The sequence below is a fragment of the Tolypothrix sp. PCC 7712 genome, from assembly GCF_025860405.1.
In the GTDB taxonomy this organism is placed as follows: Bacteria; Cyanobacteriota; Cyanobacteriia; order Cyanobacteriales; family Nostocaceae; genus Aulosira; species Aulosira diplosiphon.
Genome location: NZ_CP063785.1, coordinates 1,906,761 through 1,919,512 on the forward strand (window position 1 = coordinate 1,906,761; position 12,752 = coordinate 1,919,512).

At 39.5% G+C, this 12,752-nt stretch carries 13 protein-coding genes; 3 read left to right on the forward strand and 10 right to left on the reverse strand.

The genetic code is table 11. From position 1 onward, the window contains the following. Positions 1-19 precede the first annotated feature (19 nt). Complete coding sequence (locus HGR01_RS07710; RefSeq protein WP_045869048.1) at positions 20-1,156, forward strand: hybrid sensor histidine kinase/response regulator; 1,137 nt, start codon at positions 20-22, stop codon at positions 1,154-1,156. A 214-nt stretch (positions 1,157-1,370) separates the two neighbouring features. Here the strand turns inward: HGR01_RS07710 and HGR01_RS07715 are convergent, their stop codons facing one another. Next, positions 1,371-1,823: a response regulator gene (locus HGR01_RS07715; protein WP_228045603.1), complete on the reverse strand. Its 453-nt coding sequence runs from the start codon at positions 1,821-1,823 to the stop codon at positions 1,371-1,373. Positions 1,824-2,962: 1,139 nt separating this feature from the next. On the opposite strand from HGR01_RS07715, the gene HGR01_RS07720 reads away from it, so the two are divergent. Further along, the gene (locus HGR01_RS07720) at positions 2,963-4,165 is read left to right on the forward strand and encodes an AAA family ATPase (protein WP_045869046.1); all 1,203 of its coding nucleotides are present in this window, start codon (positions 2,963-2,965) and stop codon (positions 4,163-4,165) included. 215 nt (positions 4,166-4,380) lie between these two features. Here HGR01_RS07720 and HGR01_RS07725 read toward each other — a convergent pair whose 3' ends face one another. From HGR01_RS07725 to ndhL, 5 genes are all read right to left on the reverse strand, one after another. Then, on the reverse strand, positions 4,381-5,601 hold the full coding sequence (locus HGR01_RS07725; RefSeq protein ID WP_045869045.1) for an RNA-guided endonuclease InsQ/TnpB family protein: 1,221 nt from the start codon (positions 5,599-5,601) through the stop codon (positions 4,381-4,383). A 552-nt stretch (positions 5,602-6,153) separates the two neighbouring features. Continuing rightward, on the reverse strand, positions 6,154-6,801 hold the full coding sequence (locus HGR01_RS07730; RefSeq protein WP_045869044.1) for a hypothetical protein: 648 nt from the start codon (positions 6,799-6,801) through the stop codon (positions 6,154-6,156). 255 nt (positions 6,802-7,056) lie between these two features. Continuing rightward, a complete protein-coding gene (gene trpA, locus HGR01_RS07735) occupies positions 7,057-7,863 on the reverse strand; it encodes a tryptophan synthase subunit alpha (RefSeq protein WP_096622054.1) in 807 nt (268 codons plus the stop codon). A gap of 183 nt (positions 7,864-8,046) precedes the next feature. Beyond that, positions 8,047-8,358, reverse strand: coding sequence for a DUF3007 family protein (locus tag HGR01_RS07740; protein ID WP_045869042.1), 312 nt, complete (start codon positions 8,356-8,358; stop codon positions 8,047-8,049). Between the two features lie 24 nt (positions 8,359-8,382). Next, positions 8,383-8,595: an NAD(P)H-quinone oxidoreductase subunit L gene (gene ndhL, locus HGR01_RS07745; protein WP_045869041.1), complete on the reverse strand. Its 213-nt coding sequence runs from the start codon at positions 8,593-8,595 to the stop codon at positions 8,383-8,385. Positions 8,596-9,713: 1,118 nt separating this feature from the next. On the opposite strand from ndhL, the gene HGR01_RS07750 reads away from it, so the two are divergent. After that, on the forward strand, positions 9,714-10,685 hold the full coding sequence (locus HGR01_RS07750; RefSeq protein ID WP_045869040.1) for an SGNH/GDSL hydrolase family protein: 972 nt from the start codon (positions 9,714-9,716) through the stop codon (positions 10,683-10,685). Here HGR01_RS07750 and HGR01_RS07755 read toward each other — a convergent pair. The 4 genes from HGR01_RS07755 to HGR01_RS07770 all read right to left on the reverse strand — a co-directional run bounded on the left by HGR01_RS07755 (position 10,669) and on the right by HGR01_RS07770 (position 12,703). Continuing rightward, positions 10,669-10,914, reverse strand: coding sequence for a DUF4351 domain-containing protein (locus tag HGR01_RS07755; protein WP_045869039.1), 246 nt, complete (start codon positions 10,912-10,914; stop codon positions 10,669-10,671). The genes HGR01_RS07750 and HGR01_RS07755 overlap by 17 nt on opposite strands. A gap of 14 nt (positions 10,915-10,928) precedes the next feature. Beyond that, complete coding sequence (locus HGR01_RS07760) at positions 10,929-11,930, reverse strand: DUF4351 domain-containing protein (protein ID WP_045869038.1); 1,002 nt, start codon at positions 11,928-11,930, stop codon at positions 10,929-10,931. Between the two features lie 255 nt (positions 11,931-12,185). Next, positions 12,186-12,476, reverse strand: coding sequence for a type II toxin-antitoxin system RelE/ParE family toxin (locus HGR01_RS07765; protein WP_045869037.1), 291 nt, complete (start codon positions 12,474-12,476; stop codon positions 12,186-12,188). Next, entirely contained in the window at positions 12,476-12,703 is a 228-nt protein-coding gene (locus HGR01_RS07770; RefSeq protein ID WP_045869036.1) for an addiction module protein, read from the reverse strand. Before HGR01_RS07770 ends, HGR01_RS07765 begins: the two co-directional genes overlap by 1 nt. Between the last annotated feature and the right edge of the window lie 49 nt (positions 12,704-12,752).

A 12,752-nucleotide genomic window follows, 5' to 3' on the forward strand; every position in this document is an offset into this window, starting at 1 on the left:
AAAGCTAAATTGATAGATCATGTCTGTTGCAGAAAATTCTAAAGTTTTTCGTATTCTGGCGGTTGATGATACTCAAGATAATCTCATATTAGTGCAAACAATTTTAGAAAGTGAAGGATATGAGATTGAACTAGTATCTGATGGTTTATCAGCTTTAAAAAAAGTTGAACAATCATCATTCGATTTAATTTTATTAGATGTGATGATGCCAGGGATGGATGGCTATGAAGTTACACGTCGCATCCGTGGAAACCCAGAGCTAAAGAAAATCTATATTCCCATTCTTCTCATTACCGCCTTTCATGAATCTAGCGTAGTGGAAGGTCTAGACGTTGGCGCTGACGACTTTATTCGCAAACCATTTGATACCGATGAACTACTAGCCAGAGTGCGATCGCTTTTACGCCTCAAAGAAAGTCTGGACGAACAAAGAAAAATGGCTCGTCAAAGAGAAGACTTTGTATCTCGCCTCACCCATGATTTGCGAACTCCATTAGTAGCAGCCGATCGGATGCTGTATTTATTTCAGGAAGAAGCTTTCTGTAAAATCTCCCCTGAAATGAAACAAGCAATCAGCGTCATGATTCGCAGTAACCAAAACTTGATGCAAATGGTCAATACCCTCTTAGAAGTTTCTCGCTTCGAGGCTGGTAAAAAAACCTTGAATTGGGAAAGTTGCGACCTCAAAGAAACAGCACAAGAAGTAGTTAGCGAACTGAACCCCCTAGCAATGGAGAAGCAGTTAACTCTAAAAGTAGACACTCATAAACTAGACTCACTAGGAGACAAAGCTGGTGTAGTTATGGGTGACAGCTTAGAACTAAGAAGAGTTTTGAGCAATTTAGTAGGAAACGCCATCAAGTTTACAGATACAGGCGGCGTAGAAATTCGCTTGCGTGAAGAACCTTACGGGCCGCAAAAACAAACTTATCTCACAATTGAAGTTGAAGATACAGGCTATGGGATTGCACCTGAAGACCAAGCAACAATTTTTGAGCGCTTTCGTCAAGGTAAAAATAAACGCTCCGGGAGTGGCTTAGGCTTGCACTTATCAAGCAGAATTGTAGAAGCACATGGCGGTAAAATTGAAGTTACCTCTGTGCTAGGTCAAGGAAGTAAATTTACAGTACACTTGCCAAAGAATACTGAGGAATAAGCAATTCAAAATTTCTCAATATCGCTTAAATTAAGTACATCTAATTTAAATTTGCTTGATGGTAAAGGAATAGCCTATAAATTTATCCTTTCCCAAACAGCAAATTATCAATAACAGGTTAATTACGAATTACGTAGCGCTTTGCGCTACTCTTCGAGAACGCTTTCAGCAAACCCGTAGGGTATTACGAATTACGAATTACGAACTACCAAAATTATTCTCTACATAACTCAAACCCTGATGTGGAATCAATTTTCCCACACAGCAGACGGCGGATCACACTTTCTAATTCCTCAATCATATAAGGTTTGCTGAGGTAGGCATTAAAACCAGCCTTCAGAATCCGTTCCTGATCTTCTCTGCTTGCTAAAGCTGTGACTGCTACTACAGGAATGTTGCAAGTGAGTGCATCTTGTTTTAAATAACGCACTACATCCATACCGCTAATAGTGGGTAATAAAATATCTAAAAGAATCAAATCTGGCTGGTACTCTTTAGCAACTAATACGGTATTAGTACTATCTTTTTGACAAATAAATCTACAACCAAGTGATTCAAGCGCATAACTCATCAACACGAGATTATCATCATGATCTTCTACTGCCAAAATTAAAGGCCGCGGAGAGTTTTGCTTCTTTTCATCACTCATGAATGAATGTGCTAACATTTCTTCTCCAGAATATTTAAATAAGACTAATTACCTATAGCGAAATCACAACTTTTGCACCATTAAGGATGAACTTGCATTTCGCTATCTGCAATTAAGAATCTTGATTCATGGTGTATGCGCTGAAGTTTATCAAGCTTAATCTGAAGCTATAGCAGTTACTCTTGTATTATATGCAAAATTAAAGAATGTTTTTAGGTTTATAACATAGAAACTTCAAATAGTCAGAAAAGTAGATATAACTTAATGACCAAACTATCATGCACTTTTATGTACATTATTGGCAGTTAAATATACAGGTATTTCTCAAATGAAAATACCAGTAATTACAGCAAATAACGCAAAAGTATAGCCTGCTAATTCAGGACTTTTCTCATCTCTCAAAGGTTATAAAACTAACTCATCCTATAAATGAATATAGCTTTCTGAAGCACTTATTGTAAGTGGTGATTACCCACAGCATCACAGCTAAAGTTTAAGCGTACATTAGGCAGGTAGTATCAATATAAACTTTACCAGTAGTCAAAAGAGAAATTAATAACATCTGCCAAGAGACATGATTTAATAATTAAATTTCTCTTGTCCTGTCTGATCTATATTTATTGACAATCATGCCAACCTCAGCAGAGTTGTCCGGACTTGACAGGTTGGGAATTTTTATACTACAATGTAATACAAAGGATACTCAACTATATAAATTTAGATGCCGTTCTATCTTCCTTCCATTTATACAGAAAGTAACCTGTCAAAAATTAACCACAGTTTTTTTGATTCTTGAAAATATAAAGTTTCGCCACCTTGAGATAAGTGTATATACTCTGGCTAGATAGCAATTTTTGTCAGGTGTGTACTGCCTCATCTTAGCTCAAATACTGATTTTTACGTTTTGGGTAGTACGCAGTGGATGGTTAATGTGTATTAGTAGCGGCAAATCGCCAGTAACTACTATCGCTACGCTAAATTAAAATTACCCTCAGATTTATCTATAAAAATTAAAATCGCAACTTCATGCATTACATAGCTTTGTGGAATGATATATTTCCTTCCAAGCTAAATGTACTAGATTATACTAGAAAAAACTTTTTGACCTTTTCTACGTCAACATCAATTAACTCCACTACCGCTACATCAGTAAAAATATGGTTTTTGATGATTTTAGAAATAACGATGGCAATTCCGCAAATAACAACCGTCAAAACCTTCTAAGTAGCGGTTGGCGGCCATTTCAGCGTGACTTTGATTTAGTGTATTTTGGGCAAGTTCTCTTTCATGATACCCAAGAGTTAACTCAAAAAACTATTAACTTAGCTAGTTATTATGCGGATGCGTTAGGTAGAAGAGATTACAGTTGGTGGGCAAATATATTAAATGTCGCTTCCGATTATACAAGGGGAGAACTCCAAAAATTTTGGAATTTCATTACCCCAGAGCCGCTAACACCAGATAACCGCTATAAGGAAGTTCTGAGTACAGAAACTCCCATTATGCAATTTGTCAGCCGCAATAGTATTCCTATTGATTATGTACTAAATCGGTTGCAAGAAATTACTGTATTGAGAGTATTAAAAATCTTAGAGCGACCGGATATTATTACTCAATATTATTCAGAACGTGATTTTTACTTTCCTGTTGAAAAATTTATCAATTGGGAAAGAATAGATGTAATTAATACTGTGTATGCGTACTGGTCTAAATACGATATTTGGCTGCAAATTGACCCTTACGATCGCGGACGGCGACAATATACTTTAATGGCCAAAGATATGGCTACCTTAATTAATAAAGCGACTTATGATTTAGCCGTGATGTTAAGCGGTTATCAAAGCCGTGTAGGTAAGGTGAACAGCCTATTTCCTATTCGTACATTTCCCGCAGATATTCAAAACTTCACAGACACAGTACAACAAGCAATTCTCAATCAAAATCAGTTAGCTGTGGTTGTACATGGCGAACCCGGTACAGGTAAAACTGCATGGACACAAGCAGTAGCCCAAGAAATTCTTGTACCTTTAGGCTTTGTGATTTTTATCTTAGATCATGATGCAATTACTAATTTTGTACCACCCACTTATCTAGAAAGAATTTGCATCATTATTAATGAAGCTGATAACTTAGCGCAAAATCGTGCTTATGAAGTAGCGCAATATAACAATAAAACCGAACATATTCTTAGTTTATTAGATGGTACTTTGTACCAAAGCGTAGTTGATGAATCTGGTATTCAGATGAAGCAGCGTTTAGTAGTATTGATGACTTGCAATACTACAGAAAGATTAGATCCAGCAATGTTACGCAAGGGAAGAGTAGATTTAATCTATGAATTTAATCAAAAATTTGTTTAATAATAAGTAGGGCGATGCAATTAAAGATAACTAGCAAAGGCTGTCATTTGTTATTTGTCATTTGTCATTTGTCCTTGGTCATTGGTAAGGGATTTCCAAGAAATAAATTATTCCATCTTGCCCGCCCCACAATAAATACTGGGATATTTTTTATTTGGAAGTCCCTAAGTCAGGCTTATTTATGTTGCGTGAACTACCTACACTGCCGCAAGCGGTCAGTGTAGGCTTCCCAAATCATTGGGAACTGCCTCAGACTTGGTGGATTTTTTACGTCCAGAAGTCTTTGGTCTTACATCCCCTCCTTGGGCAGAAGTGCTAGTTCCTAACACCAAAAGTCGCAAACCTTCATTTCTGATATTGACCGCAGCATTGATGTCCCTATCATGCTGCTTTTGGCAGTGTGGACAATCTACAAACCTAACTTTCAATGAATCATACCCATTCTGCAACATTGGGATTGGTAGTAGAGTCTCACTGCAAAGCTGAGATGAGGGGAAGAAACGATTAATTTCTTGATATTTATGCCCAAATTTCTCAGACTTATATTTCAACATAGTGAGAAACATTCCCCAACCTTGGTCGCTAATAGCTTTTGCTAAGTTAGGGTTTTTCACCATATTCTTAACTGCCAAATCTTCCACACAAATCACTTGATTTTCGTATGCTATTTTGCGAGATAGCTTGTGTAGAAAGTCTTCTCTTACTCTAGCTATTTTGCTAGAAACTTTAGCTACTAAGCGTTTAGCTTTTTGACGTTTTTTAGATGTCTTGTCTTTTTTCCTTGATAGTTGCTTCTGCTTACGCTTGCGATTCTTCTCTAACTTTGCTAACCGTTTTTTGGGTAGGTCATATTTTGAACCATCAGAAGTGGTTACAAAGTTTTTTAAGCCAAGGTCTACACCAATAGCTTCATTGATTGCAACTACTGGTATATCGTCTTGATTGAATAAAATAGAAGCGTAGTATCTACCATCTGCATTTTTAGATATGGTTACAGTTGTGAACTTAGCATTTGGTAGTTCTTTGTGAAACACGGCTTTAACCATCCCCAAATTACCAGGAAACTTAATCACAGAATCCTGTGGCATTAACTTCACATTTTGGGGATATTGAATTGATTGCTTGCCATGTTTAGATTTAAAGTTAGGGTATTTAGTACGTCCTTCAAAGAAATTGACAAACGCACTAGAAAGATTGAATGTTACCCTCTGCAATACTTGACTGTATGCGAGTCCCAACCATTCAAATTCTTTCTTTAATCCTGGCAGCAATTTATCCATTGCAACCTTAGAAAGACCAATCCGGGTTTCTTTGTACGCTGTAGTTGTGGCATTAAGCATATAATTCCACAACCATCTAGTATTACCAAAACATTGAGCCAGATAGGATTCTTGCTCATCAGTGGGATAAATTCTTAACTTGATTGCTCTATACATGGTTCGCCACTTGGCGGTGTCGGTTTCCGTCCCGCCAAAGTGGCGAACCCGTTCGCGAAGCGTTCCCGAAGGGTAGGGCATCGACCTTTACCGTGTTTCAAGGTTCATGATCATATAAAAACTCGTAGTGAGTCAATACATACAAAATGTTCGTTTCCTCCATGTCCTTCTCCCTGTTCTCCCTACGGGAGAATAGGGAGAAGGACTGTCGTCAACTCACGCGCAATTCATCTCACGCTCCCCTTCGGGTGAGACGTGAGCCTTCTTTCTGTTAAAGGTAATATAGTAGAGATGCGTTAGCGTAACGCATCTTACATGAATTTCAGCGGATTCCTAAATATATGCAAATTAGATGTGTTTTAGTAATTACGAATTACAAATTACGAATTACGAATTACTAAACATGTAAATATACTCACTTCTGCTATTTTTCTTGATAAGAATCAGATGTGAGTTATTTTTTATATGATTTTAGTATTTGTAGTTATTTCCTAATCAAGACTAATTAACATCAAGGTAGTTGCTAACCCTGCTAACTACTATATTTGGCTACTAACGCAATTCGTCGTATTCTGGTGTTTCTACACGTCTTGTTTCTGAACGAGGGGGTAAAAACTCCGCACGACGGACAGGAACTAAAGGAGGTGTAGGCCCTTGGTAGGGATGAATTACTTGTACAGTGCGGCCTGAACGCTGTTTTGGAGAAAATAAAGCCAATACCCCAGCGACGACAACACCACCACCAATGGTGAGAGTCATACCTCCCACAGCCCAAACTATAGGAGAAGACCACCAAGGAGTTTGTGGTTGTAAAGCGGCTCTTTGGTTATTTTGTTGAGCAAATAGCTGCTGCTGTTGCTGCTGCTGGTTGTAAGTTTGAAATTGCCACTGGAGTTGTTGATTTTGCGCTCTCAACTGCTCGTTGTCGCTTCTTAATTTCGCCATTTCCGACTTCACTGATTCCAATTCTGCTCGCTGATCGGAATTAGGGCCAGTTGGCGGTTGATTTGGATACATGGGCTGTCCAGAGTAATACTGTGGTGGCATTACCTGGGGTGGTTGTACTACAGTAGCTGGCATTTGCGGAGCTACAGCAGCAAAGTTAGGTTGTAGCGAATTACCACCTGCTCCTTTGAGCAATACGAGAGCTGCCAGCCCAGCTACAGCAACTCCGCCGATAAATGCCATACTTTCACTCATCGCCTCTGCCCCTTAACTGCGACTGAACTATATACATTTTTAATTTACTCACTCTCACACTCATACTTGCTCTTGTACTTCACATAATAATCACATATACAGCGATGATCTTAGCTGTTTATTCACAGCATGATATCTACTGAATAATATTCAAGATTATACCTGTTAAATTGTCTACCAGCTAAGGGCACAAAAAACTACACTGTTATATATTTTTAATCTACTTTTTCTGTCTGAGCAAGATGAGTATTTGTACTAATTGCTATTTGTCTTGATAGCTGCCTTGAGATTTTGGCAAAATTCTGCGATCGCACTCAATCCTTGGGTTGGTGTACCTTCTGCTAACCGTTTTACAAAAGCACTACCCACAATTACGGCATCGGCTCCCCAATCTTTTACCTGACGCGCTTGTTCTGCTTGGGAAATACCAAAGCCTACACCTATTGGTTTTTCAGTAACACTACGAATTTCCTTTAGCAAATCTGATACTCGTGATTCTATCTGGGAACGTATACCTGTAACACCAGTCACACTGACTAAATAGATAAATCCTTGGGAAGAACGAGCGATCGCTTCTATGCGTTCCGCAGAACTTGTTGGTGCTATTAACAAAGTTAAGTCAATTCCCATTTCACTGGCTGGTTGGAGTAACCCAGAAGCTTCTTCCATAGGTAAATCTGGTACTACCAAACCTGCTACTCCAGCCGCCGCAACTTGCTGGAGAAACTTGTCAATCCCTCTATGCAAAATGGGGTTGTAGTAAGAAAACAAAACAATTGGCGCTTTTAAATCGGGAGTCGTTGCTTGCAACATTTCCAGCACCCGATCCAATGTGGTTCCTTTTTCCAAAGCGCGGGTAGCAGCCGCTTGAATTACAGGCCCATCTGCTAAAGGATCAGAGTAGGGAACCCCTAGTTCAATGATATCCGCCCCACTGCGATCAAGAGTTCGCAATGCTGCCGCTGTTGTTTCTAAATCTGGATCGCCAGCCGTAATAAACGGAATCAAAGCAGTTTCTTTATTGCGTCCAAGAGTTTCAAAGCAGTGAGAAATGGCAGTCATTGGTCAAGATTCAAGAGTCAGTTGTCATATAGTATCAAACAACGGACAACGAACAAACGACCTATGAGAACTTTGAGCCAATCAGCAGCAATCAATGAATAACGATAAAAAGGCAAAGGGGAAAGAAAACCTTTCCCCTTTGCCCTACAAAGCTTGACATAGATGAGGTTAAAGCGCGCCTACTTACACCTGAGTTTGTTTTTCTTGTTCGATCTCAGCTTCTATTTTGGCTAATTCTTCGGGAGTTAATTCGTCCAGGCGCTTTTGGAAAAAGGCTTGTTCATAATCTTCCCGTTGTTGGTGGTAGGTCATTTTTTTACCCACCGCACGGAAAATATAGGTAGCTAACCAGCCCAGCAAGCCGCTGATTAGCAAGACTTGGCTCCATATACCAGCTTGTTGATTATCTAACCCTACTAGCTGCAAGCCGATATATGCTACACCTCCAGCAACAAAAAAGCCCAAGCCAATTCCTATAGCATCAATGCGTCGCATGAGATTTATGACCTACCAATATTGTTAAACTTCAATTTTGCGGGGCTGGGGTCGAATATTTACAAATGGTGATAGAACCAACAACCCTGGGAAGAAAAAGAACACCAAAAAGTACATAAAGGTGCGCTCTACAGAACTAGCCACGTACCAGCGCAGTTTTAAGTAAAATAAAACAGCTACTGGGAGCACTAACAAGTAAGCTCCAGCTAAAGTCAGATACAGCAGGGCTACAATCATAATTCTTTCTCTAAGATAGACAAGAACGTTCAGGACATCTATTTCTCATCATAGGCTGAATGGCGAAACTCAGGGAAGTGGGGATTGGGGATTGGGGATTGGGGATTGGGGATTGGGGATTGGGGATTGGGGACTGGGGATTGGGAAGATGAGGGAAAAATACCATACCTAAAAATAATTTAGGATTTTGGCTTGCAATTTTCTAGCAGAGAGTGTTAAACTAGGAAAGGCTTGTGGCAAAAGAATACTGAGTAACCCCAAATAAATAGGCGCTGCCTATTTAAAGAGAGGGTAACAAAAGTACTTCTCAAGCAAAAGAGCGATCGCATAATTTTATTGATGTTCATGCAATAAAATGTTTTGCGAAAGCAGCAAGCTGGTAAAATTGCTGATTGTGAACGAAATTTTTTGAAATTTTAGTTGCACAAAAACGCAATTAATGGTGGAATGTATGAGGAGGTTTTTTAATCCTCTGAAATACAAATAGCCCCTAGTAAAATAGGGGGGTGTGGCGGAATGGTAGACGCTACGGACTTAGCTAACTGAGCCTTGATAGAGAAATCTTTCAAGTGTCAGCTCTCAAACTCAGGGAAACCTACATCTTGTAAAAGACATGGCAATCCTGAGCCAAGCCCGAAAAATTGAGACATTTAAGTTTTGATTACACTTGAATCAAAATTTTAAAATCTCAAGTTACGGGAAGGTGCAGAGACTCGACGGGAGCTACCCTAACGTAAAGACGAGGGTAAAGGGAGAGTCCAATTCTCAAAACCAAGAGTTACAAAAACTCTTAGGCAGTAGCGAAAGCTGCGAGAGAATGAAAATCCGTTGATCGTAAAAGGTCGTGTGGGTTCAAGTCCCACCACCCCCATAAAAAATTTAAAATCTAAATTTGCTCTTGTTGTGACTCTACCTATACAGTTGTAGTAATTACTACTGACTAAGTAAACGAAGCAGCAGGAGCAAAACAAGTTTTATCAAAACTTAACAGTGTACCCTTAGGTATAGCCCGCCTTTAGCATCGCCTTGGTCGTTCACTTCAGATTCGGGCCAATGGCGGTTATCATGGTCAAGATTTCGCCCATTGGGTTTGAGATGAATTTGGAGAGTCTTTGCCAGTGAAGTTAGGACTGATAGTCATTTTGGTAGTGGTGATTGGGTTATCCCTAGTAATCGAGATAGGGTTGCGATCGCTGTTTGGTTTTGGTAATCCGCTGATTTATATTGGCGATCAAGAAATCGGTTATTTGTTAGCACCTAACCAACGCACCCGTCGTTTTGGAAATCGCATTGAGATTAACGAGTATTCCATGCGTAGCGGGCCGATTACACCAATACCTGCGCCTAAAACTCTGCGAGTCCTACTTCTGGGAGACTCCATCGCTAATGGCGGTTGGTGGACGGATCAAAAGAATACCATCTCTGAATTGATGATGCGTTCTTTAAGTGCCGCACACACTGAAAAATATCAACAAGTTGAAGTATTAAATGCATCAGCTAATTCCTGGGGGCCAAGAAATGAATTAGCTTATCTTCAAAAATTTGGTAATTTTCAAGCTCAGGTAGTCGTCTTATTAATAAATACCGATGACTTATTTGCTACTGCTCCTACATCCTTACCAGTGGGACGAGATCGCAACTATCCAGATCGTCAACCTCCCTTGGCTTTAGTGGAAGTTTGGCAACGCTATATCAGTAAGCAAAAGCCAATACCAGAAATTACAGCCTTGCAAAATGAACCAGGCGATCGCGTGGGGGTTAATTTAGATGCGATCGCTAAAATTAAAGCACTAACTCGCGAAAGAGACAGTCAATTTTTGCTGGTGATGACTCCCTTATTGCGAGAAATAGGCGATCCTGGCCCCCGCGATTACGAAATAGAAGCACGCCAGCGTTTAACTGACTTTACGCAAGCACAGCAGATTAAATATATAGACCTATTACCGATATTTAACTCAACTGCCAACGTCAAAGCGTTGTATCACGACCATATTCACCTTAATTTACAAGGTAATCAGTTAGTCAGCCAACTTATAGAGCGATCGCTGATTGAACTGATGAAAGAGAAGCTTCCTACTGTGCTTGATTAGTGTCTAACCAGTTAAACAAATCCTCAATAGCTGTGAAATCTAGCAACGCCTCACCCAGTTCTTCTAACTGATTGAGAGAAAGAGTTTGGATGCGTAAGCGAAGTGATTCGGGTAAATTTCCAAAGCGTTTTTGTAGTTGTCGGAGAACTAGAATTTGTTCACCTTCTTGTTTACCTTCTTCTCTTCCTCGCTCGTAGCCAATGCGCTCACCTGTGGTAATGTAGCTCATAACAAGCAAAATTCTTACTCTGATTGATGAGTATCTAACCAGTTAAACAAATCTTCAATAGCTGTGAAATCTAACAATGCCTCACCCAGTTCTTCTAACTGATTGAGAGAAAGGGTTTGGATACGTAAGCGAAGTTGTTCGGGTAAATTTCCAAACCGTTTTTGTAATAGTCGGAGAACCAGAATTTGTTCACCTTCTTGTCTACCTTCTTGCTTACCTTCTTGTTTGCCTTCTTGTTTACCTTCTTCTCTTCCTCGCTCGTAGCCAATGCGCTCACCTGTCGTAATGTAGCTCATAGTTCGCTCCTGTTCAAATTGTTTAAACTCTTCCCAAAACTCCACTTCTAATGCTTTTGGTAAAATCATAACCCAGTCAATGAAGCGATAAAGGTTACGAATATCTTTTTCTTGCCAACCTTGTTCATACAATCGTCGAATTAAACTAAATTTCCAAGTTTTGCGTTCTTGGAGTTTTTTAGTTGTTTGTTGTGTTTTTAAATGTGCCATTACTACCGTTGCAAAGGGATTATCGCTAGCTTCTAATTCTGTCCAGCGGGTTTGGTAATCCCAAAGCTTGATTGTTCCAAATTCAAAATTCAGCCTAGTATCAGGGTAATTATAACTATATTGGTTTGGTCGCCATGTTGAGTCCGAATCACACAAAATAGCCAGACTAATTGCTGGTTTGCCGAATCTGTCAAAAATTCGTAGATTGTATGAAAACATTCGTTCGGCAAAGTTTGATTCTGGTTTTGCCTGAATTTCTATATTTATCAATAGCCAAATTTCTTCGCCTTGGATTTGCCAAGCTTTGACTAATTTATCTGCATATCTTCTTCCCTGTTCAGCATCCCGCGCTATTTGTTGAAATTCCTTATCTAAAAATTCGTGGGGACGTTCCCAGTTAATTAATGCAGCTGTTTGCGGAAAGAAAAATTGCATTGCTTGTGGAAAGTAAGCTTCTAAAATTTCTTTCCAAGGGCTATCTTGATCGGCTCTTTCGCGTTCCTCTGTCATGAATTAATTGGTAGTATCAAAATTTGATATCGATGTATTACCGATACTCAACTCAAATGCAAATGTTAAAGCATTGTATCAAGACGACATTCATCTGAATTTACAAGTTAATCAGCTGGTATGGGAAACTCTGATGATCTAAAAATTAAGCGATCGCTCTTAATTTTATTAAAGCAATAAATTGGTTTCACTGTGAAGCTTAACGGAGGCAGGTCTATGAGTTGGGGTGCAGTGTTTGCCTGCTAGCAACTGCTACTATCTACGATTTTTCCAATATCCAGGTTCTCGGCTACAATGCATCACTGCCAGAATAAGAATGTAATCTTGCTCGATTGTATAGAGAATCCCATAAGGGAATTTGCGTGTCATACATCGCCGAACATCTTCATAAATAACTATGTAGCGAGTAGGGGATTCTCTAATTCGATAGACTGCATCTTCAATAGCATTAATGAACGCCTGCGCCACCTCAACCCGTTGTTGTAAATAGTATTGAACAGCCTCAGTATACTCTGTGAGAGCTTGAGGGTGAAAGACGTATCTCATTACTCAAGCAATCGCCTCACTTGAGCCAAAGCTTCTTCTCCTGGAATGGTCTGAACAGAACCGTTGCGAACTTGATCTCTTCGTTTTATCGCTTCAGTAGCCCAAGCAGCTTGAATGCTTGGATCGGTATCGAATTCCAAACTTTCAACTAGCTTGTCTGCTAAGAGTGCTCTAGATGCACTAGGGAGTGCTAAGAGTTCTTCTGTTAGTTGCTCAATTGAACGCATAGCGCCTCGCAAAATCTTACATTTTGCTTACATTTTAACTAGTAGCGGT